Origin of the sequence: Nocardioides jejuensis (assembly GCF_004337475.1) — a bacterium.
Taxonomy (GTDB): Bacteria; Actinomycetota; Actinomycetes; order Propionibacteriales; family Nocardioidaceae; genus Nocardioides; species Nocardioides jejuensis.
The window spans coordinates 69269-93397 of record NZ_SJZJ01000005.1; the positions used below are offsets into that span (position 1 = coordinate 69269).

Annotated in this window: 20 protein-coding genes; 17 read left to right on the top strand and 3 right to left on the bottom strand. The window is 70.2% G+C overall.

The genetic code is table 11. From position 1 onward, the window contains the following. The 6 genes from EPD65_RS04720 to EPD65_RS04745 all read left to right on the top strand — a co-directional run bounded on the left by EPD65_RS04720 (nt 1) and on the right by EPD65_RS04745 (nt 9427). Nucleotides 1-2256: a transglutaminase-like domain-containing protein gene (locus tag EPD65_RS04720; RefSeq protein WP_131582014.1), complete on the top strand. Its 2256-nt coding sequence runs from the start codon at nt 1-3 to the stop codon at nt 2254-2256. Then, complete coding sequence (locus EPD65_RS04725) at nt 2253-6608, top strand: FtsK/SpoIIIE domain-containing protein (protein WP_131582015.1); 4356 nt, start codon at nt 2253-2255, stop codon at nt 6606-6608. Before EPD65_RS04720 ends, EPD65_RS04725 begins: the two co-directional genes overlap by 4 nt. Before the next feature lie 91 nt (nt 6609-6699). Next, nucleotides 6700-6972: a WXG100 family type VII secretion target gene (locus EPD65_RS04730; protein WP_131582016.1), complete on the top strand. Its 273-nt coding sequence runs from the start codon at nt 6700-6702 to the stop codon at nt 6970-6972. Nucleotides 6973-7033: 61 nt separating this feature from the next. Beyond that, entirely contained in the window at nt 7034-7306 is a 273-nt protein-coding gene (locus EPD65_RS04735; RefSeq protein WP_131582017.1) for a WXG100 family type VII secretion target, read from the top strand. A 76-nt stretch (nt 7307-7382) separates the two neighbouring features. Further along, on the top strand, nt 7383-8942 hold the full coding sequence (locus tag EPD65_RS04740; RefSeq protein ID WP_131582018.1) for an alpha/beta hydrolase: 1560 nt from the start codon (nt 7383-7385) through the stop codon (nt 8940-8942). A 14-nt stretch (nt 8943-8956) separates the two neighbouring features. Beyond that, nucleotides 8957-9427, top strand: coding sequence for an LppA family lipoprotein (locus EPD65_RS04745; protein WP_279387553.1), 471 nt, complete (start codon nt 8957-8959; stop codon nt 9425-9427). A gap of 67 nt (nt 9428-9494) precedes the next feature. On the opposite strand, the gene ppnP is transcribed toward EPD65_RS04745, so the two are convergent. The 3 genes from ppnP to EPD65_RS04760 are packed head-to-tail and all read right to left on the bottom strand — an operon-like array spanning nt 9495 to nt 12249. Continuing rightward, the gene (gene ppnP, locus EPD65_RS04750; RefSeq protein ID WP_131582020.1) at nt 9495-9806 is read right to left on the bottom strand and encodes a pyrimidine/purine nucleoside phosphorylase; all 312 of its coding nucleotides are present in this window, start codon (nt 9804-9806) and stop codon (nt 9495-9497) included. An 18-nt stretch (nt 9807-9824) separates the two neighbouring features. After that, nucleotides 9825-10805, bottom strand: coding sequence for an LCP family protein (locus EPD65_RS04755; RefSeq protein ID WP_165872882.1), 981 nt, complete (start codon nt 10803-10805; stop codon nt 9825-9827). 1 nt (nt 10806) lies between these two features. Continuing rightward, the gene (locus tag EPD65_RS04760) at nt 10807-12249 is read right to left on the bottom strand and encodes a tyrosine-protein kinase domain-containing protein (protein ID WP_131582022.1); all 1443 of its coding nucleotides are present in this window, start codon (nt 12247-12249) and stop codon (nt 10807-10809) included. Between the two features lie 213 nt (nt 12250-12462). On the opposite strand from EPD65_RS04760, the gene EPD65_RS04765 reads away from it, so the two are divergent. The 11 genes from EPD65_RS04765 to EPD65_RS04815 are packed head-to-tail and all read left to right on the top strand — an operon-like array spanning nt 12463 to nt 24129. Beyond that, a complete protein-coding gene (locus EPD65_RS04765; RefSeq protein WP_131582023.1) occupies nt 12463-14274 on the top strand; it encodes a nucleoside-diphosphate sugar epimerase/dehydratase in 1812 nt (603 codons plus the stop codon). 19 nt (nt 14275-14293) lie between these two features. After that, complete coding sequence (locus EPD65_RS04770) at nt 14294-15319, top strand: polysaccharide biosynthesis protein (protein ID WP_207891410.1); 1026 nt, start codon at nt 14294-14296, stop codon at nt 15317-15319. Further along, a complete protein-coding gene (locus EPD65_RS04775; RefSeq protein WP_131582024.1) occupies nt 15316-16566 on the top strand; it encodes a glycosyltransferase family 4 protein in 1251 nt (416 codons plus the stop codon). Before EPD65_RS04770 ends, EPD65_RS04775 begins: the two co-directional genes overlap by 4 nt. Beyond that, complete coding sequence (locus EPD65_RS04780; RefSeq protein ID WP_131582025.1) at nt 16563-17423, top strand: sulfotransferase family protein; 861 nt, start codon at nt 16563-16565, stop codon at nt 17421-17423. The genes EPD65_RS04775 and EPD65_RS04780 overlap by 4 nt, the downstream gene beginning before the upstream one ends. Beyond that, on the top strand, nt 17416-18057 hold the full coding sequence (locus tag EPD65_RS04785) for a sugar transferase (RefSeq protein WP_131582026.1): 642 nt from the start codon (nt 17416-17418) through the stop codon (nt 18055-18057). The genes EPD65_RS04780 and EPD65_RS04785 overlap by 8 nt, the downstream gene beginning before the upstream one ends. Next, nucleotides 18054-19184, top strand: coding sequence for a DegT/DnrJ/EryC1/StrS family aminotransferase (locus EPD65_RS04790; protein ID WP_131582027.1), 1131 nt, complete (start codon nt 18054-18056; stop codon nt 19182-19184). Before EPD65_RS04785 ends, EPD65_RS04790 begins: the two co-directional genes overlap by 4 nt. Then, a complete protein-coding gene (locus EPD65_RS04795) occupies nt 19181-20287 on the top strand; it encodes a polysaccharide biosynthesis C-terminal domain-containing protein (RefSeq protein ID WP_131582028.1) in 1107 nt (368 codons plus the stop codon). The genes EPD65_RS04790 and EPD65_RS04795 overlap by 4 nt, the downstream gene beginning before the upstream one ends. A 5-nt stretch (nt 20288-20292) precedes the next feature. Continuing rightward, nucleotides 20293-21393: a non-hydrolyzing UDP-N-acetylglucosamine 2-epimerase gene (gene wecB, locus EPD65_RS04800; RefSeq protein ID WP_165872883.1), complete on the top strand. Its 1101-nt coding sequence runs from the start codon at nt 20293-20295 to the stop codon at nt 21391-21393. Further along, nucleotides 21390-22028 (top strand): acetyltransferase, encoded by a 639-nt coding sequence (locus EPD65_RS04805; RefSeq protein WP_131582030.1) that lies wholly within the window; start codon nt 21390-21392, stop codon nt 22026-22028. The genes wecB and EPD65_RS04805 overlap by 4 nt, the downstream gene beginning before the upstream one ends. Continuing rightward, nucleotides 22025-22864, top strand: a complete 840-nt coding sequence (locus tag EPD65_RS04810) for a sulfotransferase domain-containing protein (protein ID WP_131582031.1) — start codon at nt 22025-22027, stop codon at nt 22862-22864. The genes EPD65_RS04805 and EPD65_RS04810 overlap by 4 nt, the downstream gene beginning before the upstream one ends. Continuing rightward, a complete protein-coding gene (locus EPD65_RS04815) occupies nt 22840-24129 on the top strand; it encodes a lipopolysaccharide biosynthesis protein (RefSeq protein ID WP_131582032.1) in 1290 nt (429 codons plus the stop codon). The genes EPD65_RS04810 and EPD65_RS04815 overlap by 25 nt, the downstream gene beginning before the upstream one ends.

A 24129-nucleotide genomic window follows, 5' to 3' on the forward strand; every position in this document is an offset into this window, starting at 1 on the left:
ATGGCGCGCACGGCATCGATCGTTCCGACCGGGCGGGCGCTGGTCGACCTGCTCTTCGTGCTCGGTCTCGGCACGATCGCCATGTACGGCTTCAAGGACACCTTCCACGGCTGGACCTTCCTGCTGGCCGGTGTGCTCGGTCTGGTGCTCGGCGCCGTGCTGGCGCACCTGGCCGTCGAGTTGGCCCAGCCGGTCGTCGTCCTCGCGCTCTTCGTCGTGGTCGCGTTCTTCCTGCTCGGCGGCGCGATCGCCGGGCCGCACAGCGCCGCCTCGGCGCTGCCTCTCCCGGGCACGCTCATCGACCTCGCCGACAAGTCGGTGCACGGCTGGAAGGAGCTGCTGACCACGCTGCCGCCGGTCGACGGCGGCCCGCTCCTCGCCCTGCCGTACCTCCTCGGCCTGGTCGCGGGCGCCGGCACGCTGACGCTGGCGCGCCGCCTGCGCTCCGCGTGGGTGCCGCTCGTCGGCGCGCTCGCCCTCGTGGCGGCCGTCATCCTGCTCGGGGTCCAGGACGCGCAGCACCTGGCGATCACCGGCCTCCTGGTCGCCGTCCTCGGCATCGCCTGGGTCGTCATCCGGTCGCGGTGGCAGTCGGCCACGGTCACCATCGGCAGCCGCAACCGCAGCCGGGTCCTGCTGGGTGCCGGGCTGTGTGGCCTCGCCGCCCTCGGCGCCGTGGTCGTCGGCCCCCACCTGCCCGGTACGTCGGAGGACCGCACCGTCCTGCGCACATGGGTCGAGCCGCCGTTCGACGTCGGGCAGTACCCGTCGCCGCTGGCGTCGTTCCGGAAGTACACGAAGGACTACAGCGGGCCGTCGCAGTACAAGCTGCACGACAAGCCGTTGCTCGAGGTGAAGGGGCTGCCCGAGGGCACCCGGATCCGCTTCGCCGGCATGGACAGCTACAACGGCATCGTCTTCGGTGCCGCCAACGACTCCGGTCTCGAGCCGGGCAATGCCGACACCTTCCAGAAGGTCGGTTCGGTGATCGCCAACCCGGCCACGGGCAAGGCGGTCAGCGCGCAGGTGAAGGTCCTCGACGGCTACCGCGGCGTCTGGCTGCCCGAGGCGGGCGCGCTGACGGGCATCAAGCTCGGCACCGGGCTGTCCGGTCAGGTGGACTCGTTCCGCTACAACCTGGCCACCGACACCGGCGTCATCCCGGGCGGCATTGAGCCGGGCGACACCTACACGTTCAATGCGGTCCTTCCCGACGACAAGCTGGACAAGGGCCTGACCACCTGGGCCGGCTCCCTGCCCGGCGTCGAGGCAGCCAGCCGCTTCCAGAGCCTGGCCGCACAGATGGCCGGCCAGACGGCCTCGACCCCGCTGGAGCGGGTCATCGAGATCGCCAAGGAGATGAAGGCGACCGGCAAGTACACCGACGGTGGTGCGGGTGCCGAGCAGTTCCGCCCGGGCCACTCCCTGTCGCGGCTGAGCGAGTTCACCAGCGCCGACCACCAGATGGCCGGCGACGACGAGCAGTACGCCGCGATGATGGCGATCCTGGCCAACCAGGCGGGCGTCCCGGCACGCGTGGTCATGGGGGCCAAGGTCCCGGCCAGCGGCATCATCGCCGGCAAGGACGTCCACGCCTGGGTCGAGCTCCGCGCGGCAGACGGCACCTGGCGGACGCTCACGCAGGAAGACTTCATGAGCGACACCCCGCCGGAGCAGGAAGCTCCGCAGCGGGAGAAGCTCGTTGCCGGCAAGGTGATCCCGCCTCCGGCGCCGGTGCGTCCGCCGTCGAGCGCGGGTGACCCGGTCGAGGACAGCCTGGACCGTCTCGACCAGCACCACTCGTCGGCGTTCCAGGTCCCGGGGTTCGTCTGGTGGATCCTCAAGTGGGTCGTGCTGCCGCTCCTCGTGGCTGCTGCCCTCGTGGGCCTCGTCCTCTTCCTCAAGCGTCGCCGCACGCGCCTTCGTCGTACGACGGGCACGGCCGCCGCGCGGGTGGCTGCGGCCTGGCGTGACCTGCTGGACCACGCCCGCGACCACGGCCACGCCGTGAGCGGGCGCGCGACCCGGCGCGAGCAGGCGGCCGCGATCCCGGTCGACGGGTTCCGCGACGTGGCGAGCAGCGCCGACGCCGGTGTCTTCGGGCGGACCGACCCGACCGAGGAGCAGGCCGAGCACGTCTGGAAGCAGGTCGACGAGCAGCGGGCTCGCATGAATGAGCCGCTGTCGCGGCTGGCGCGCTGGAAGGTGGCGCTCAACCTCACCAGCTTCCGTCGTCTCGAAGGGGCCAGCAAGTGAAGCTCAAGTTCACCCTGCGTCGACCCGGCGGTTCTGCCACCGACCTCGTCGCGCACCTCGATGCGACGGCGACGATCGGCGACCTCGCGCAGCACCTCGCGGCGTCCGACCCGCAGGGCGGTCGGCTCGCAGACCGTGCGGTGACGCTCGCGCTCGCCGATCACGGACGCCTGCTCGACCCGACGCTGCACGTGGGTGAGGCGGGTCTGGCGTCCGGCGTGACCCTGACGGTGGCGCCGGCGAGCGACCGCTACTCCGCGGCCTCCGTCCAGAACGCCGCCGCGAAGCTCACGGTGGTCTCCGGCCCCGACGCGGGCCGTGAGTTCCCGCTCGCGGTCGGCTCGGTGATCATCGGGCGCGAGGCCGACTGCGACCTCGTCCTGTCCGATCCGCTCGTCTCGCGGCGCCACGTCCGCGTCAACGTCTCCGACGTGATCGAGGTGATCGACCAGGGGTCGGCCAACGGCCTCCACATCGACGGCGACCCGTCGGTCCGCGCGATCCTCGGCCCGACCGACCGCGTCCGGATCGGTGACACGGAGTTCACCGTCACGCAGCTGGCGACGCCGACGCAGAGCGCCGGACAGGTCGAGTTCATCCGCTCGCCCGTCGTCCTCAAGGTGCATGAGGGCAAGACCTTCGACGTGGTCGAGGCGCCGGAGAAGCCGACGCCTCGCAAGCTCTCGCCGATCATCTACGTCGCGCCGCTGCTGATGGGCCCGCTGCTCTACCTGGTCACCCATCGGGTCAGTGCACTGATCTTCATCGTGATGTCGCCGCTCATGGCGACGCTGTCGGTCATCGAGGGGCGGATCTCGGCCAAGAAGGAGTGGAAGAACCTCCAGGCCCAGTTCGCCTCCGAGCTCGCCGCGCTGGCCGAGCACATCGACAGCGTGCAGGCCGAGGAGGTCGCCTCCCGGCTGGCGGAGTACCCCTCCGTCGTCGACTGCACCGAGGCGGTCCGCGAGCTGGGCCCGCTGGTCTGGTCGCGGCGACCGGACCAGCCGCGCTTCGTCGAGCTGCGGCTCGGCCTGGGCGCGCTGGCCACCCGGTCGTCGTTCGCCACCGCCCGCGTCGGCCGCGCGCCGTACGAGCTGGTCCAGCAGTACGAGGGCCTCGTCGACGAGCACCGCCTGGTGCGTGGCGTGCCGGTCGTCGGTGTCCTGGGCGAGACGGCGATCGGCGTCGCCGGTCCGCGGCGGCGGCTGCTCGAGGTGGCGCGGGCGCTGATGGTCCAGGCGGTCACGCTGCACGCGCCGTCGGAGCTGGTCGTCACCGGCTTCCTCGCCGCGGAGAACGCCACCGACTGGTCGTGGATGACCTGGCTCCCGCACACCATGCCGGCGAGCAGCCCGCTGACCTGCGACCACCTCGCGAGTACGCCGGTCGGCACCGGCACGCTGCTGGCCGAGCTCGAGTCGCTGGTCGAGGCCCGGGTGGCCGCGAAGGCAGACGAGCTGCGCCCGGCCGTGATGGTCCTGGTCGAGCCGGGCACGACGGCCGACCACGCCCGGCTGGTCCACCTCGCCGAGCGCGGCCCGGCGCTCGGCATCCACGTGATCTGGCTGGCGACGACGGCACGGACGCTGCCCGCGGCCTGCCGGGTCTTCCTCGAGCTGGTGCCGTCCGACGGCACCTCGCACGTCGGTTTCGTCGTCGAGGGCGACACGGTGAGCCCGGTGACGGCTGACGGCCTCGACGCTGCCTCCGCGATGACCGTGGCCCGCACGCTGGCGCCCGTCGTCGATGCCGGTGCCCGCTCGGAGGACGCCAGCGACCTGCCGCGGTCGGTCACCCAGTTCGCGCTGCTGGGCCACGAGCTCAAGGACCACCCCGAGGTGATCGTCGAGCGCTGGCTGGAGAACAACTCGCTCCTGTCCGGCCCCAAGGCTCCCGCCGAGCGGCCCAAGCGTGCCGGCAACCTGCGCGCCGTCTTCGGCCAGACTGCCGCGGGTCCGCATGCCCTCGACCTCCGCGCCGACGGTCCGCACGCCCTCGTCGGCGGCACGACGGGTGCCGGCAAGTCCGAGCTCCTCCAGTCGTGGATCACCTCGCTGGCGGCGGCCCACAGCCCGGAGCGCGTGACGTTCCTGCTGGTCGACTACAAGGGTGGCGCGGCGTTCGCCGACTGCACCGAGCTGCCGCACACGATCGGCCTCGTCACCGACCTCTCGCCGGCGATGGTGCGCCGGGCGCTGACCTCGCTCAGTGCCGAGCTGCACTTCCGCGAGGAGCTCTTCGCCGAGCACGGCGTGAAGGACCTCCAGGAGATGGAGAAGCACGGCATCGTTGGTGCCCCGCCGAGCCTGGTCATCGTGGTCGACGAGTTCGCCGCGCTGGTCAAGGAGGTGCCGGAGTTCGTCGACGGCGTCGTCAACGTCGCCCAGCGTGGACGTTCCCTCGGCCTGCACCTGATCCTCGCGACCCAGCGTCCGGCCGGCGTCATCAAGGACAACCTGCGCGCCAACACCAACCTCCGGGTCGCCCTGCGGATGGCCGACGAGATGGACTCGACCGACGTCCTCGGCACCGATGCTGCTGCGCACTTCGACCCGGCCATCCCGGGCCGCGCGATGTCGAAGTCCGGCCCGCGCCGCCTGACCACCTTCCAGACCGCGTACGCCGGCGGCTGGACGTCGTCGGAGCCCGAGCCGCCGGAGATCGTGGTCGAGGAGCTCAGCCTCGGTGCGCGTCGCCGGTGGGAGATCGAGAAGCCCCCGGCCGCCCACAAGGACCGCGCCGAGACCGACATCAAGAAGCTCGTCCAGAACATCATCGCCGCCAACGAGCTGACCGAGCTGCGCCCGCCGCGCAAGGCCTGGCTGCCGGAGCTGCGTCCGGTCTACGACATCGCGACCCTGCCGACGCGCCGGCGCGACGAGGAGCTGACCTTCGCGATCGCGGACGATCCGGAGCGGCAGACCCAGCCGGCGGTCTCCTTCCGCCCGGACCGCGAGGGCAACCTGGCCGTCTACGGCACCGGCGGCTCGGGCAAGAGCACGCTGCTCCGCTCGCTGGCGCTGGCGGCGGGCTTCTCCCACCGGGGCGGCCCGTGCCACGTCTACGGCATCGACGTCGGCTCGCGCGGGCTGGCGATGCTCGAGGACCTGCCGCACGTCGGCAGCATCATCCCCGGCTCGGATCACGAGCGGATCGTCCGGCTGCTCACCTGGCTTCGTCAGGTCGTCGACGAGCGCTCGGGGCGCTATGCCGCCGTCAACGCCGCGACGATCACCGACTACCGCCGCCTCGCGGGGCAGCCGGACGAGACCCGGATCCTGCTGCTCGTCGACGGCATCGCGGCGTTCCGGTCCGCCTACGAGACGGCCGACCGCCTCAAGTACATCGACCTGCTGACCGCCATCGCCAGCGAGGGGCGCCCCGTCGGCGTGCACGTGGTGATGTCGGCGGAGATCCGCACCGGCCTCACGACCGCGATGTCCTCTGCCGTCCAGCGCCGGGTCGTGCTGCGTATGGCGACCCCCGACGACTACGCGATGCTCGGCGTCGCCAACGACGTCCTCGACGAGACGACGCCGGCCGGGCGGGGTATCGACGGCGAACGCCAGATCCAGGTGGCCGTCCTCGGCGAGAAGGCCGACGCGCTCAGCCAGGCCGAGCAGGTCCGTGCGCTCGCCGCGGCGATGCGTGACGCCGGTGTCGCAGCGGCGCCGCCGATCATCAGCCTGCAGACCGAGGTCGCCCTCGCAGACCTTCCGGTCCCCGGCCACGGTCTGGTCACCCTCGGTCTCGCCGGCGACACGCTGGCACCGGCCGACGTCGACCCGTCGGGAGCCTTCCTTCTCATCGGTCCTCCGGGCAGCGGCCGCTCGACGGCACTCGCGGCGCTCGTCGCGTCCATGCGGCGTACCCACCCGGGAGCGGAGCTCCACTGGTTCGGCCCGCGTCGCTCCGCGCTCGCGGGACAGCCGTTCTGGGCCTCGTCGTCGACGACCGTCGAGGACACCGTCCGCAACGCCACCGAGCTGACCGCGCGGCTCCACGCGCGTGAGGCCGGCGCGCCGCCGGTGATGGTGGTCGTCGAGGCGGCGGGTGACTTCGTCAACACGCCTGCCGACGCGGCGTTCCAGCAGCTGGTGAAGGCCTGCGTGGCGGAGGAGCAGTGGTTCATCGCCGAAGGCGAGGTGAGCACCGTCAAGACCGGCATGGGCTTCCTCGGCCTGGTCAAGAGCGCCCGACGTGGCCTGGCGCTGCAGCCGGACCAGGAGAGCGGCGCGGGCATGTTCAACACCGCGTTCCCGCGCATCAACCGCAACGACTTCCCGGTCGGACGAGGCCTCCTCGTCGGGTCGGGTCGCTCATCGATGGTGCAGGTCGCCCGCTCCTCGTGAGTGGGTAGTTCTGCCCATCGACTGCACATCGCAACGAAATTAGATTGCTCGGCATTGGGGGACCGCCCCCACCAAGGAAGGGAACAGATCCATGAGCATGATGGGAATGGACGTCGAGGTCATCCGTGGCGTCGCACAGCAGCTGACCGCCCAGGCGGACGAGATCCAGACCGTGATCACCGCCGTCGACGCGCAGATCGCCGACGCGGACACCAACTGGGACGGTGACGACGCGACCGCGTTCATCGACCAGTGGCGCAACGCCCAGAAGCCGGGTCTGACCCAGGCCGAGGACGCCCTCCGCCAGCTCGCCACCAAGGCGACCACGCAGGCGGACCAGCAGGAGCAGACCTCCGCCAGCTGACCGGCGGCCCCCACACCATCTCTCGGGTCCCCGCTGACCCGCCCTCGGAAGGAGCAGCACCATGGCTTTCACCGGTATGAACATCGAGGCGATCCGTAGCGTCGCCACGCAGCTCACCCAGCAGTCCGACGCCCTCAACAACGTCGTCTCCGTCGTCGACGGCCAGATCCAGACGGCCGAGCAGAACTGGCACGGCGCCGACGCGACGGCGTTCGCCGACGAGTGGAACAGCGCCCACAAGGCGGCGCTGCAGCAGGCGGCCACCGCCATCGGCCAGATGGCCACCGACGCCACGAACCAGGCCGCGGCGCAGGAGAGCACCTCCAACGCCTGACCGGCTGCCGGGCCGGGCCTCATCGGGGCCCGGCCCGTTGTCCATTTCCGCCCGCCCACCCTGAGGAGGTACGCCGATGGCCGCGTTCGTCGGCATGGATCCCGGCGCGATGCGCCGCGTCGCTGCACAGCTCCTCAGCCTCGCCGACCGCCTCGACACCGTCGTCACCACGGTCCAGCGGACAGTCGACGATGCCGTGGCGGCGTGGGAGGGCCAGGACGGGCAGGACTTCGTGAGCGCGCGGGGAGGGCAGCACCGGGTGCTGCTGACCCAGTCGGCCGCCGCGCTGCAGCAGATGGCTGCGGATGCGGCCGAGCAGGCCGATGCGCAGGACACCGCCAGCTCGGCGACCGGCGGAGGACCGTTCATGGGCCCGGTGGTGCCACCCGGCGCCGTTCCTCCCGGTGGGACCACGCCGGCCACCCCGCCCGCGGGCGGCACTCCGCAGCAGAACGCCGACTGGTGGCGCTCCCTCACGCCCGCGCAGCAGGCGGCGATCATCGCCGAGCACCCTGAGCTGGTGGGCAACCTGGACGGCGTCCCCGGATGGGCACGTGACCAGGCGAACCGCGCGTTGCTTCCCCAGTACCGCGCCGAGCTCGAGGAGCAGCTGGCCACAGCGACCGGCGACGAGCGGCAGATCATCCAGGACAAGCTCGACGGGCTCGACAAGGTGGAGCAGGTGCTGGCGCTCGGCGGCCGGCAGCTGCTCACCCTGGACATCACCCGCCCCGAGCAGCTCCTCGCGGCGGTGGCGCAGGGTGACATCGACACGGCCGACCACGTCGCGGTCTTCACGCCCGGCCTCACCACCACCGTGAAGGATTCGCTGGGCGGCTACGACCGCGACATGGCGGAGCTTCGCGCGGTGATGGGCGACGAGCTGGCCGCATCGGGCCGCGGAGACGAGACCACGGCGACGGTGGCCTGGCTGGGCTACGAGGCGCCGCAGGTCAACGGGGAGGTCTTTGACCTGGTCGGTAGCGACCTCGACCGCAGCGTTGCCAGTGCCGACCTGGCCAAGCGCGGAGGCGATGACCTGGCGTCGTTCTACAACGGCATCAACGCCATCCACGGCGGAGCCGACAACGTGCACCTGACGGCGCTCGGTCACTCCTATGGCTCGACGACGACGGGCTACGCGCTGCAGCACGGCACGGGTGTCGACGACGCTGTCTTCTTCGGCTCGCCGGGTCTGGGCACGTCGCAGCTCTCCGACCTGCACCTCGCCGAGGGACATGCGTTCAACATGGAGACCTCGAGCGATCCCGTGGGCGATCTCGCACGTTTCCACGGCGACCCTGACATGATCCGCGGCCTCGATCGGCTCTCCACCGGGTCGTCCGAAGTGGACGGGCAGGAGCTCAGCCGCTCGGGCGGTCACAGCGAGTACCTCGTCAACCACTCGACCAGCCAGCACAACATGGCCGTCATTGCGACGGGCAGTGACCACGACCGCCTGGTGCAGACCGGCGAGTTCGACCCCGCCGTGGTCTCGCCACTGCTGAGCACGACCCTGCTCGTCGGCGAGGCGGGGCTCGACAAGGTCAACGAGGGTGCTGACTGGGTGGGGGACCGCGCCGGCGACGTCGTCGACGGCGGAAAGAAGCTGTACAACAAGGTGTTCGGTGACTGATGCGCATGATGCGAATGGCGACGGCGGTGCTGTTGGCGGTAGCCCTGTCCGCCTGCGGAACGAACAAGAACGACCAAGGAGACTCGATGGACGCGACGCGGAACATCACGCAGGCCGTGGCTGACTACGACGCCTTTGCCCAGCGCCTCATCGACCGGCTCGCGGAGAAGTTCGGCCCGCGCGACTGGACGACGTCGGACGAGCCGGCCACGCGCGCGCTCTGCGGGGTCGACGACTCCGGCGTCGAGGTGATGCTTCCCCGCCGCACCTTCGCGGGCGCGTACGCCGCGGCCGACCGCGACGCCGTGCGTGACCTCGTGGTCGCCGTGGGCAAGGAGGCCGGGTTCGCAGAGCCCGATCTCGTCGTTGAGAAGCCCGACTACCTCAAGATCGTCGGCGAGGACGCGCATGGCGGTCGATACACCTTCACCAGCTCGGTCAACACCGTCCTCTCGACCTGGACCGGCTGCCATCCGGCCAGCTGACCCGCAACGAACGAAGGCCCGCCACTCCCTCAGGGAGCGGCGGGCCTTCGTCGTACGGAGAGAAGGATCAGCCGAAGTGGCAGACGTAGTGCAGGGTCTCGGTGACCTCGATGTCGAACGACGAGTCGCCGGGCACGTCGAAGGACTGGCCGCCGGCGTAGTCGGCCCACTCCTCGGAGCCGGCCAGGCGGACGCGGCAGGCGCCCGCGAGGAGCTCCATGATCTCCGGAGCACCGGTGGTGAAGAGGAGGGTCGAGGGCAGGATGACGCCGACGGACTTCTTGGTGCCGTCCTCCAGCACGATGCTGTGGGAGACGCACTTGCCGTCGAAGTAGACGTTGGCCTGCTTGGTCACGGAGACGTTGTCGAACTGGGTCACGGCGTCATCCTAGGGGCGTCAGTGGACCGAGTCCGGCGACGGCAGGGCGTCGATCGTGTTCTCCGCCTTGTACGCGGCGTAGTCGTCGTTCGAGATCGCCTTGAAGAGCGCGGTGGTCTGGGCGATGTCGAGCGTGACCGTCGAGGCAGCGCCGACCATGGCTGTGCCGTGCGTCGGCGCCGTCAGGTACGAGACCTGGCCGCCACGCGACTTCGCGATGTCGATGGCCAGACCACGGATGGTGCCCGTGGTCAGGTTGTCGTCGACCGCGATCAGTCCGCCGAGGTTGTGCACCAGGCGGGTCAGCTTGATCGGGTTGAGCAGCGTGCCGTTGTCCTTCAGCTTCGCCACGATCGCGCGCAGGAAGTTCTGCTGGCGGCGGATGCGGTCGAAGTCGCCACCCGGCAGCGTCTTGCGGACGCGCACGTAGGCGAGCGCCTCCTCGCCCTTGATCGTCTCCGGCGACCCGTCGATCGAAACCGTCACGCCGCCGAGCGCGTTGGTGACGCCCTTGAAGCCGTCGAAGTCGACGATGGCGATGTGGTCGATGAAGACGTTGAAGTCCTCCTCGAGCGTCTGCGTCAGGAGCGACGGACCGCCGTACGAGAAGGCTGCGTTGAGCTTCTGCGTGCCGTAGCCGGGGATCGGCACCCACGAGTCGCGGGGGAGGGAGACCAGCTGGCTCGTCTTCCGGTCGGCGGAGAGGTGCCAGACCATCATCGTGTCGCTGCGCATGCGGCCCGGGGTCCAGTGGCCGCTCGCGAGCATGTCGCGGACGTCCGCACCGTGGCCGTCGTCGGCGCCGATGAGCAGGATGTTCATGCCGTCGCCCTTGACCCGGTCAGGTCGGTCCGGACGCTCGAGGCTCGGCACGTGGAAGTGCGGGATGTTGCCGACCTGCTGGTTCAGGTAGATGACCCACCCGGTGGTCACCAGCAGGAGCAGCGCGATCAGGCCGCCCAGGGCGGACATCGCCTTGTGGCGTCGGAGGAACGACATCTCAGGCCTTCGCCTTCGGGGCCTTCGGCTCCTTGGGGCTCTTTGCCTTGACCGGCTTGTCGCCCTTGCGCTTGCCGCCCTCGGGCGCCTCCGGGGCGTAGCCGTAGCCGTATCCATACCCGTAGCCGTAGCCGGCGCCGCCCTTGGCGGGCACGCGGTTGAAGACGACACCAAGCGGCGCGGCGCCGATCTGGGTCAGTCGCTCGCACGCCCCACGGACCTGCTCGCGGGTGGTCTTGCCGTGACGGATCACGAGCACCGCACCGTCGGTCTTCGAGGCCAGCAGCGCGGCATCGGTGACCGGCAGGAGCGGCGGAGCGTCGAAGATGACGATGTCGTACGTCGTCCGCAGCTTGGCGATCAGGTCGGTCATCGACTGGCTCTGGAGGAGCTCCGCCGGGTTCGGCGGGACCGCGCCAGCGGCCATGACGTGCAGGCCCGACTCGTGCTCCTGGATCGCCTCCGTGGCGCTGAGCTGCCCGAGGAGGACCGTCGTCAGGCCGACGGCCGTGTCGACACCGAGGATGGCGCCAGCGCGCGGGCGGCGCAGGTCGGCGTCGACCAGGAGGACCTTCTTGCCGGCGGTGGCGAGGCTGATCGCGATGTTCGTCGAGGTCGAGGACTTGCCCTCGCCCGGCACGGCGCTCGAGACGACGAACGCCTTGTCGGCGGCATCGACGTCGACGAACTGGAGGTTGGTGCGCAGCACCCGGAACGACTCGACCCGCGGGTGGTGCGGGCTGAGCATGCTGACCAGGGGCTCCTTGGCGACCGCGGGGTCGTTGTGGATCCAGCCGAGCACGGGAGCGGGCGTGATCGCCTCGATGTCGTCGGAGGTCTTCAGGCTGGTGTCGAGCAGCTCGCGGACGGCGGCCATGCCGAAGCCGAGCATCAGGCCGAGCACCGTGCCCATGAGCAGCGTGCGCAGGACGTTGGGGGAGACGGGCGCGGAGGGCTGGTTCGCCGACTCCACGGTGGTCGCCTTGAGGACCGGCTTGGCCTTCCCCGGCGGGGTCTCGAGGTCCGCCACGAGGCCGGCCAGGTGGTCGGCGTACGACGCGGCGATCTTCTGCGCGAGCGCCGGGTCGGAGTCGGTCACCGTGATCAGGAGGAGCACGGTCTCCGGCACGGCGCGTGCCTTGACCTTGCGGGCCAGCTGGCCCGGCGCCAGGGGCAGGTCGAGATCGCTGATGACCTCGGCCGCCAGGTCGCGGCCGTTGGCCAGGTCGGCGTACGACGCAACGCGCTGCATCGAGAACATGCCGCCCTGGTTGGCGGTGGCGCTGTCGCTCGACTGGGTCGAGATGAAGATCTGGGTCTGCGACTGGTACTGCGGCGTCGCGCGCAAGATGAAGATCTCGGAGATCGCGACGGCGACGATCAAGCCGAGGGCGACCCACCGCCAGCGGCGGCGGAAAACGTGCAGGTAGTCGCGGAGCTCCACGGTGTTGTCTTCCTTCCCCCATGTCTGGGCAACCCGAGATGTCTCGGCAACCCGAGCAGCCTAGGCCATGACCCGGAATGGAGAGCATTCCTTCCCGTCCATATGCGCTCGTCAAGGTTGTTCGATACATTCAGCCGCATCATGGGGGATAACAAGCAGGCCAGACTCGGAGGGCACGTGGTTGTCGCGCTGAGGCGGTTCAGGGTCCAGATCTTGCTGGGCTTCGACATCGTCGCCATCTTCGCTGCCTATGGCCTGATGGCCTGGCTGCGCTACGAGTCGGCCCGACCCGACGTGCCCTGGGCCTGGGTCCTCGGCCTCGCGGCCGTCGTCGCGGGGGTGTATCTCCTCCTCGGCTTCGCCTTCAAGACCTACCTCGGACGCGTCGCCGTCGCGACGGTCGAGGAGACGCTCTTCATCGGTTTCGGCGCCTTCCTCGGCGTCGTCTGCGCGCAGCTGGTCAACACCTTCGGCCACGGCGCGAGCGTCGCACGGTCGGTGCCGCTCGCGGCCGGTTGCCTCTCGCTGGCCCTGATGCTCACGGGTCGCGCCCTCTGGCGTCGCCTGGCCGAGCGCATCGGCTACGTGGAGCCGTCTGCCGACAGCAAGCGTGCCGTCATCGTCGGTGCAGGCGAGACGGCCGAGGCGCTGGTCCGCTCGATCTGGTCCACGCCGGGGTCGCCGTTCGTGCCGGTCGCGCTCCTCGACGACGACCGCTGGAAGCGTCACCGCCGGATCGAGGGCGTGCCCGTCGCCGGCCGCGTGATGGACCTCGAGTCCGTCGTACGCCGGGAGCGCGCCGAGGTCGTCATCGTGGCGATCCACAACGCCTCCAACGACTTCCTCGCCCGCATCGATGAGGCCGCCGAGGCCGCCGGTGCCGAGGTCAAGGTCGTGCCGTCCGTCGCGGAGATGTTCGACGAGGAAGTCACCATCCGCGACGTCCGTGACATCAACATGGCCGACATCCTGGGCCGCAAGCCGATCGAGACCGACGTCGCCGAGATCGCGCACATCATCAAGGGCAAGCGCGTCCTGGTGACCGGTGCCGGTGGCTCGATCGGGTCGGAGCTCTGTCGCCAGATCGCGCGCTGGGAGCCGGCCGAGCTGATGATGCTCGATCGCGACGAGTCCGCACTGCACGGCGTCCAGCTGACGCTGTCGGGCCACGGGCTGCTGCACACCGACGAGGTGATCCTCTCCGACATCCGCGACAGCGCTGCGCTCAACCGGATCTTCGACGAGCGCCGCCCCGAGGTGGTCTTCCACGCCGCGGCGCTGAAGCACCTGCCGATGCTCGAGCAGTACCCCCTCGAGGGTTTCAAGACCAACGTGCTCGGCACCCTCAACGTCCTCGAGGCCGCGCGCCGTGTCGGTGTCGAGCGCTTCGTCAACATCTCCACCGACAAGGCAGCGGACCCGACCTCGATCCTGGGTCTGTCGAAGCGTGTGGCCGAGCGGATCACCGCCGGCTACGCGCGCCGCTCGGACGGCATCTACCTCTCGGTCCGCTTCGGCAACGTCCTCGGCAGCCGCGGCTCGGTCCTCACCGCCTGGACGGCCCAGATCGCCGCCGGTGGCCCGCTGACCGTCACGGACAAGGACGTCACGCGCTACTTCATGACGATCGCCGAGGCGTGCCAGCTGGTGCTCCAGGCGGGCGCGATCGGTTCCGCTGGTGAGGCGCTGATCCTCGACATGGGCGAGCCGGTCCGTCTGGACGACGTCGCGCGGGCGCTCATCGCGAAGTCGGGCAAGCCCATCGACATCATCTACACCGGCCTGCGCGAGGGCGAGAAGATGGACGAGATCCTGATCGCCCACGACGAGGGCGACAACCGCCCGCACCACCACCTGATCACCCACGTGGCCGTGCCGCCGCTGGTCGACGGCGTCGTGCTGGAGGTGCCTGAGCGGGCTAGCTTCGGCGAGGCCCGCGACTTGCTGGCCCTGTGGTGCACGACCGGTGACACGGCCACGCTGGCCATCGACATGGCCGCGGTCGACGCCGCGCCGCGCGCCTGACCCGAGCGAGGAATCCCAGATGATCACCAACGACAGCGTTGTGCTCGTGACCGGTGGCACCGGCTCGTTCGGCTCCACCATGGTCACCCGCCTGCTCGACGGCGGGGTCGGAGAGATCCGCATCCTCAGCCGCGACGAGCTCAAGCAGCACGAGATGCGCACGCGCATCGGCGACGACCGGGTCAAGTTCCACATCGGCGACGTGCGGGACTTCGACAGCGTCGACCGCGCCATGCGCGGCGTCGACCTGGTCTTCCACGCGGCCGCCCTCAAGCAGGTGCCGTCGTGCGAGTTCTTCCCGATGGAGGCCGTCAAGACCAACGTCATGGGCAGCTCGAACGTCATCGAGTCGGCCCACGCCAACGGGGTCGGCTCCGTTGTCTGCCTGGGCACCGACAAGGCGGTCTACCCGGTCAACGCCATGGGCATGTCCAAGGCGATGATGGAGAAGACCGCCCAGGCCTTCGCCCGCAACAACCCGGGCTCGAAGACCGTCGTCTCCACGGTGCGCTACGGCAACGTCATGTGCTCGCGGGGGTCGGTCATCCCGCTCTTCGTCGAGCAGCTGCGCGCGGGCAACCCGCTGACGCTGACCGATCCCGACATGACCCGCTTCCTGATGTCGCTCGAGGAGGCCGTCCTCCTCGTGGAGCATGCGTTCGCGCACGCGCAGCCGGGTGACCTCTTCGTCCGCAAGGCGCCCGCCTCCACCGTCGAGGTGCTCGCGAAGGCCGTCGCCGAGGCGGTCGGCGTCGAGGCCGACCTGCAGGTCATCGGCACCCGTCACGGCGAGAAGCTCTACGAGACGCTGGCGACGCGCGAGGAGCTCGCCCGTGCCGAGGACCAGGGTGACTTCTACCGGGTGCCCGTCGACGGTCGCGACCTCAACTACGGCAAGTACTTCGACGAGGGCGACGTCGCGGAGAGCGCCCTCGACGACTACCACTCCCACAACACCGAGCGGCTCGATGTCGCCGGCGTGAAGGAGCTGCTGCTCGGCCTCCCGGCGTTCCGCAAGCTGCTCGACGCCACGCCCGTCTCGTGACGGGACAGCGCCCGGCCCGGGTGCTGGCGGTCCACCGCTACTACTGGCCGGACACTCCGCCGTACGCCTCCCTGCTCCGGGAGATCGTGCGTCGCTGGAGCGACGCCGGCCACGACGTCGACGTGCTGTCGACCCAGCCGTCGTACAAGCCGGAGCTGGCCATCCCGCACCGCCCGAAGGTGGAGAACGCCGACGGCGTGACCGTTCGCCGGCTCGACCTGCCGCCGGACCGCTCGGGCATCGTCGCGCGGCTGCTCAACATGGTCCGCTTCCCGCTCGCGGTGATGCTGCGGGTGCTGGTCGGCCGGGGCTACGACGTGGTGATGTGCTCGACGGCTCCGCCGGTGGTGCTGGCGTACGCGACCTCGCTCGCGGCCCGGCTGCGGCGTGCGTCGTTCGTCTATCACTGCATGGACATCCACCCGGAGATCGGCGCGCTCTCGGGGGAGTTCCGCGCGAAGCCGGTCTTTGCGCTGCTGCGTGCGCTCGACCGGGCCACCTGCCGTCGGGCGGCCGCCATCGTGGTGCTGAGCACCGACATGCGCGATGCGCTGCTGGCGCGTGACCCGGGTCTGCACGACCGCATCGTCGTGCTCAACAACTTCGACCTCCCGACGTACGCCGACGGGGCCGAGGTCGCCTCGCCCCTGCCGCGCACGGACCGCACGCGGCTCGTGTTCACCGGCAACCTGGGCCGCTTCCAGGGCCTCGAGGCGCTCGCCGGCGCCGTGCTCGCCGAGCGCCCCGGTCTGGAGCGGCTCGAGCTCGTCCTCATGGGGGAGGGTGCCGCCAAGGCGGCGGTCGAGCAGCTCGTCGCCGCGGCCCCCGAGGCGACCCGCGACCGCGTCCAGCTCCTCCCGCACGGCTCCGCCGCGTCGGCCCGGGCGCTCGTTGCCGAGGCCGACTTCGGGGTGGTCAGCCTGACCCCGGAGATCATCCGCTACGCCTACCCGTCGAAGACGGCGACGTACCTCGCCGAGAGCACGCCGATCGTCGCCCTCGTGGAGACCGACAGCGAGCTCGCCACGGCAGCCGTCGCCGGTGGCTATGGCTTCGCGGTCGCGCCCGATGACGAGGCCGGCCTCGCCACGGTCCTGGACCGCGTCGCCTCTCTCGACGGCGCCGCCCGTGACGCCCTCGCTGCCTCCGCCCGCGAGGCGTGGCAGGCCGGCTTCTCGGCCGACACCCAGCTCGACCGGTGGGAGGATCTCCTCCGCCGCCTGCTCAACGATCGTGAGGACTCATGAAGCACCCGGTGATCATCATCGGCTCGCCGCGCTCGGGCACCAACATCCTGCGCGACGTGCTGACGAGCGTGCCCGGCTACGCGACCTGGCCTTGCGACGAGATCAACCTGATCTGGCGCCACGGCAACCGTGCGTACGCCTCGGACGAGTTCACGCCCGACATGGCGACGCCCGAGATCGGCCGCTTCGTGGGCAAGCACTTCGCCCGGATCGCGCGGACGTACGACGTGCCCACCGTCGTCGAGAAGACCTGCGCCAACTCGCTGCGCGTCGGGTTCATCGACGCCGTCGTGCCGACCGCGCGCTACCTCTTCATCCACCGTGACGGCATGGACGTCGCGGCCTCGGCGATGCAGCGCTGGCACGCGCCGTTCGACTTCGGCTACACCAAGGCCAAGGTGAAGTTCGTGCCGCCCAGCGACCTGCCGTACTACGGCACCCGCTTCGTCGCGAACCGGCTGAAGGTGCGTGGCCACGATGCCGACGGCGGTCAGCAGACCAACGCCTGGTGGGGCCCGAAGCTCGACGGCCAGGCGGAGCTCCAGGCCACGCACACGATGGACGAGCTCTGCGCGCTGCAGTGGCAGCGCTGCGTCGACAACTCCGAGCGCGACTTCGCGCAGATCGACCCGTCGCGCGTGCACCGGCTGACGTACGAGGAGTTCGTGCAGACCCCTGCGGAGCACCTCGGCGCCATCCTCGACTTCCTCGGCACGCCGCAGGACGTCGACCCGGCCTGGGTCGCCGACGTCAAGGCCAGCAGCGTCGGCAAGGGCCGCGCCTCGCTCGGCGAGGCACGCGTCGCCCGCCTGACGGAGCTGGTCCGTCCGAGCCTGGAGCGCTACGGGTATGCCTGATCCGCGCGGCCTGTCGACGCGACAGCGAGCCACCAAGCGGGCCTTCGACCTGGTGGTCGGGGGAGTCCTGCTGGTGCTGACGGCTCCGCTCATGGCGGTCGCCGTCGTCGCTGCGCGCCTCGACACCCGTGCGAGCGGCATCTTCCGGCAGCAGCGCGTGGGGCAGGACGGTCACCTCTTCGAGGTGATGAAGATCCGCACGATGCGCTCCTCGTCGACGCACACCACGACGGTGACCACCGCGAACGACGCCCGGATCACGCGCCTCGGTGCGGTCTTCCGCAAGCTGAAGATCGACGAGCTGCCCAACCTGGTCAACGTCGTGCGCGGCGAGATGAGCCTGGTCGGTCCGCGCCCGGACGTGCCCGGCTACGCGGATGCGCTGGAGGGTGGCGACCGGGTCGTCCTGACGGTCAAGCCCGGCATCACCGGCCCGGCATCCGTGGCCTTCCGCCACGAGGAGGACCTCCTCGCGTCGTCCGCCGATCCTGAACTGTTCAACCGCGAGGTGATCTGGCCCGAGAAGGTCCGGATCAACCGCGACTACGTCGAGAACTGGTCACTGATGAGTGACGTACGCTGCCTGGTCGACACGGTCCGCAGCGTCCTGGCCACGGAGGAGTCCCCCGCATGACCCGGATCCTGATGTCCCCGCCCGACGTCGGTGCCCTCGAGGAGGAGTACCTCGTCCGCGCCCTGCGCTCGGGGTGGGTCGCGCCGACGGGCCCCGAGGTGACGGCGTTCGAGCACGAGATCGCGGCCCGCTGCGGTGTCGAGCACGCCGTCGCGATGTCCTCGGGCACGGCCGCGCTTCACCTCGCGATGGAGGGTGTCGGCGTGAAGCCGGGCGACGTCGTCATGGTGTCGTCGATGACGTTCGTCGCGTCGGCCAACGCCGTGGCCTACCTCGGTGCCCAGCCGGTCTTCGTGGACTCCGGAGCGGACGGCAACATCGACCCGCAGCTGCTCGACGAGGCGATCGTCGACCAGCGCGCCAAGGGCGCCCGCGTCGCTGCGGTCATGGCGGTCGACCTGCTCGGCCGGGTCGCCGACTTCGACGCGATCACCGCGGTGTGTGCGAAGCACGAGATCCCGCTCATCGAGGACGCCGCCGAGTCGCTCGGCGCGCACCGGGGCGGACGTCCGGGTGGCTCCTTCGGCGCTGCTGCCGCGGTGAGCTTCAACGGCAACAAGATCATGACCACCAGCGGCGGCGGCATGCTCGTCACGAAAGACGGGGAGCTGGCCGACCACGCCCGTTTCCTGTCGACGCAGGCGCGTGAGCCCGGTGCGTCGTACGAGCACAAGCACATCGGCTACAACTACCGGATGTCGAACCTGCTCGCGGCCGTCGGCCGGGCGCAGCTCGAGCGGCTGGACTCGATGATCGCCCGTCGTCGCGAGATCCGCGACGCCTACCGCGCGGTCGTCGCGGACGTGCCCGGCGTGGAGCTCTTCCAGGGCACCGACGACGCCGGCGACAACTGCTGGCTCACCGCGATCGAGATCGACCCCGAGGTGGCCGCGGTCAAGGCCGACGACGTGCTGGCCGGCCTGGAGTCGCGCGACATCGAGGGCCGCTACCTCTGGAACCCGATGCACAACCAGCCCGTGTACGCCGACGCTCCGGCGTACGTCAACGGGGTCTCGGACCGGCTCTTCCGCAACGGCGTGACGCTGCCCAGCGGATCGGTCCACGGCCCTGAGGTCATCGACCGCGTGGTCGCCGCCCTCACCGAGATCCTCGGAGGCCGCGCATGACGATCGCGATCACCGGAGCCCGGGGGTTCCTCGGCTGGCACACCGCGTGCCGGCTGCTCGCCACCCGTGGCGAGGAGGCCGTGCTGCTCGGCCGCGAGGAGTTCGCGGACCCGGCCCTCCTGGCCCGCAAACTGGCCGACGTCGACACCGTCATCCACATCGCCGGCGTCAACCGCGCCGAGACCGACGAGGAGATCGAGCAGGGCAACATCGCCCTCGCCGAGGCTCTCGCGACGGCGCTCGGTGACCGCCCGGTGCACGTCGTCTACGCGAGCACGGTGATGGTCGCGATGGACACGCCGTATGGCCGCGGCAAGACCCGCGCGGGCGAGATCCTGGGTGCACTCCCGGGCACGACCGCGACGGTGCTGATGCCCAACCTCTTCGGCGAGCACGGCCGGCCGGCGTACAACTCGTTCATCGCGACGTTCGCGCACGAGGTGGCTCACGGCCGTCAGCCGTCGGTGACGGGGGACCGGCAGATCCCGCTGCTGCACGCGCAGGACGCGGCCGAGGTGCTGATCGCGGCTGCGGAGAAGCGCCAGGACGACCTGATCACGCCCGAGGCGGAGCCGCACGGCATCTCCGAGGTGCTGGACCTGCTCAACGAGTTCCACACGACGTACGCCGCGACCGGTGACATCCCGGACGTGTCGACGAAGTTCCGCCTGGACCTCTTCAACACCTACCGCGCGGCGCTCTGGCCGCACGGCTACCCGATCCTGAAGCCGGTGCACGCCGACAACCGCGGCGAGCTGATCGAGACCGTCCGCTCGCACGGTGGGCAGGGACAGGCGTACGTCTCGTCGACCAAGCCCGGCCAGACCCGCGGCGAGCACTACCACCTGCGCAAGATCGAGCGCTTCGTGGTCTTCAAGGGCGAGGCCGAGATCAAGCTGCGCCGCCTCTTCCACGACGAGGTGCTGACCTTCCGGGTCAGCGGTGACCAGCCGGCGCACCTCGACATGCCCACGATGTGGGTGCACAACATCGTCAACGTCGGCGACACCGACGTCATCACCGCCTTCTGGGCGGACCAGCTGCTCGATCCGGTCAACCCGGACCAGTACCCCATGAAGGTCGTCCCGGAGGTCGCCCAGTGAAGGTCATGACCATCGTCGGCACGCGCCCGGAGATCATCCGGCTCGCGGCTGTCATCAAGCGCCTCGACGCGACGGTCGACCACGTCCTGGTCCACACCGGCCAGAACTACGACCACAACCTCAACCAGGTCTTCTTCGACGACCTCGGCCTGCGGGCACCCGACCACTACCTCGGCGTGGACACGTCCTCGCTCGGCGCGGTCCTCGGCGGCGTCCTCATCGAGACCGAGAAGGTCATCCTCGAGGAGAAGCCGGACGCCGTCCTCGTGCTCGGTGATACCAACTCCTGCATCGCCACGATCATGGCGAAGCGGATGCGGATCCCGACGTACCACTTGGAGGCGGGCAACCGCTGCTTCGACGAGAACGTCCCCGAGGAGACCAACCGTCGCCTCGTCGACCACGTCGCCGACTTCAACCTCGTCTACACCGAGCACGCGCGCCGCAACCTGCTGGCCGAGGGCCTGCACCCGCGCCGGATCATCATCACCGGCTCGCCGATGCGCGAGGTGCTCGACTCCCAGCGCGAGGCCATCGAAGCCTCCGACGTGCTGACGCGTCTCGGGCTGGCGGAGCAGGGCTACTTCCTGGTCTCCGCCCACCGCGAGGAGAACGTCGACAACCCCGCGCGCCTGCAGCAGCTGCTCGACTGCCTGCTCGCCGTCCACGAGAAGTGGAAGCTGCCGGTCGTCGTCTCCACGCACCCGCGCACCCGCAAGCGCCTGGAGGCGCTCGGTGCCGACCTCGGCTCGGCCGACATCCGGTGGATGGAGCCCTTCGGCTTCCACGACTACAACAAGCTGCAAGTCGCTTCGGCCTGTGTGCTGTCGGACTCCGGCACGATCTCGGAGGAGTCCTCCATCCTGGGCTTCCCGGCGATCACCCTGCGCGACTCGATCGAGCGCCCGGAGGCGCTGGACGCCGGCGCGATCATCATGACCGGCCTCGACGCAGCGAACGTCGTCTCCGCCGTCGCCGTCGCGATGGAGGGGGAGTCGGTGCCGATCCCGGCCGGCTACGAGGTCGACAACACCTCGCAGCGCACGGTGAAGTTCATACTCTCCACCGCTTCGCGGCATCACCAGTGGGCGGGCATCCGGCGATGAAGAGACTGGTCATCATCGGCGCCGGCGGTCACGGGCGCGAGGCGCTCGACATCGTGCAGGCGATCAACGCCGTGGAGCCGACGTACGACTTCCTCGGGTTCCTCGACGACGGTCGGACCGCGGGAGAGACGGCTGCGCCACACGATGCTCCGATCCTCGGTGGTGTCGACCTCTTGCGCAGCCTCGACGCGGCCTATGTCGCCGCCATCGGTGCCCCCGCAGTGCGGCGTCGGATCGTGGCCCAGCTCGACGGCATCGAGGCCGCGAGCCTGATTCACCCCGAGGCCAGCATCGGCAGTCACGTGACCTACGGTCCGGGTCTGATCATGGCAGCGGGCGCTCGCCTGACCCACGCCATCGAGCTTGGCTCGCACGTCCACCTCAACGTCGACTCGAGCATCTCTCATGACTGCCGCGTCGGCTCATTCGTCACGATCACTCCCGGTGCCCGCCTCAGTGGAGGTGTCGTGATCGGCGACGGCGTCTGGTTCGGCATCAACGCGTGTGCGATCCAGGGGGTCCGCATCGGTGCGGACACGACGGTGGGAGCCGGGGCCGCGGTCATCAGTGACCTTCCCGCCGGCTGCACGGCGGTCGGCGTTCCCGCTCATCCAGTCGAGGAGTCCGCGCGATGAAGGACACGACCAAGCGTCGGGTCGACGAGCAGTTGCGCCGGGTCTCGGCGCGCGTCACCAAGGGCATTGCCGCGCGCTCGGGAGTGCACTACGGGATGTATCTCGCGTCCGGGTACCCGAAGTCAGGCACGTCCTGGCTCGGCCAGCTCATGGGCACCTACCTCGACCTGCCGCACCCGCAGAACTACTCGATGCCGATTGCCATGGCGTCCGTGCTCCAGAACCACTGGCTGTACGACGAGCGGTTCCCGAAGTCGGCGTACGTCTGCCGCGACGGACGCGACATCCTCGTGTCGCTGTACTTCTACCAGATGCGATCGATCACCCAGCCGCGCCACCCGCGTCAGGCCGCCCGCCTCGACGAGCGCTTCAAGCGCTACCTCGGTGCGAACTACGACCCGAACGACGTGGCCGCGAACATCGGACGTTTCGTCGAGGCAGAGTTCGTCGACCCGGTCGCCGTGCGCGGCGTCTCCTGGGGCGATCACGTCCGGTCGTGGTGCGCCGAGGACCACTCCAACGTCGTCGTCACGCGTTACGAGGACCTGCTCGGTGATCCGCAGGCCGAGTTCGGTCGGCTGATGGCCGGCCTGACCGGCGCCCCGGCCGATGAGGCTCGCGTGCAGCGCGCGCTGAGCGCCCACGACTTCGCCGGCAGTGGCCGGAAGCCGGGGCAGGAGGATCGCTCCAGCTTCATGCGCAAGGGCATCAGCGGCGACTGGCGCAACCACTTCACCTCGCACGCCGCTCAGGCCTTCGAGGAGCATGCCGGTGCGATGCTGCGTCGCCTCGGCTACGAGGAAGACACGTCGTGGCATCTGCACCTGGAGGCATGAGGAAGGCCGCGCCGCGGCCCGGCAGCTTGCGCCGGAACCTCCTGGCCAACCTCGTCGGCATCGCGGCGTACAACCTCGGGCAGTGGTTGCTGCTCGTGGTCCTGGCCCGCATGACCGGTACGGGGGACGTCGGCCGCTTCGCGCTCGCGCTGGCGATCAGCGCGCCGGTGTACCTGGCGGTCGGGCTCAACCTGCGGATGGTCCGGGCAACTGACGCCCGCCGCGAGTGGCGTCCCGAGCAGTACGGCCGGCTGCGGATCGTGCTCAACGCGGTCTCGCTGGCCGTCGTCATGGCCATCGGTCTGGGCCTGCACATGTCGACGGCGGACCTGATGCTGCTCGGCGTCGTCAGCATCTCGAAGGCCGTCGAGGCGACGAGCCAGGTCCTGTACGGCTTCTTCACGTTGCGTGAGCGCCTCGACCTCGTGTCGCGGAGCCTGGTCCTGCGCGCCGTGCTCGGACTGGCGTCGTTCAGCGGCGCGCTGGTGGCGGGCCTCGGCGTGACGGCAGCGGCGGCTGGGCTGGCCGGTGCCTGGTTCGTCGTCTACCTGTTCCATGACCGTCCGGAGTACCAGCGCGCGCTGGCGACGGACGCGGACTACATGGCGGCCCAGGGCCTGGTGGCTGGAGAGTCCAGTGCGACCAGCCGGCTGGCGCGGCGCGCCCTTCCGCTGGGGGTCGACGCTGGTGTTGGTTCCGTGGCGCTGAACGTGCCGCGGTACGGCGTCCAGCTCTCGCTGGGAGTCGACCACCTCGCGGTCTTCGCTTCGCTCGCGTACCTGGCCCAGGTGGTCTCGTTCATCACCGGCGCGTTCGGCGACGCCGTGCTGGGCCGTCTGGTCGTGCTGCACCACACCTCCAGTGCCAAGGCCTTCTGGCGGGTCCTCTTCGCGGTGCTCTTCTTCGGATGCGCCGTGACCGGCGCGGCCGTCGTCGGTGCGGCCCTTGTGGGGCGCCCGGTGATCGGCGCCCTCATGGGGCACGCCTACGTGGACCAGTCGGTCCTGCTCATCTTGTTGACGGGCGCGGGGATGGTGACGCTCCAGCGCTCGCTGGCGCGTGCCCTGTACGCGCGGCAGCGCTTCGTCGACGCCATGCTCGTCGACACGGCTGTCCTCATCGCCTCGCTCGGCTGGGCCGCGCTGCTCATCCCGCGGTGGGGCCTCGACGGGGCGGCGGCCGTGCTCGGGCTGTCATTCTTGGTCGGAACATTCGTGACCCTGGCCCTGCTGGGCCGATCGACACGGGTCCAGCAGGGGGAGTGA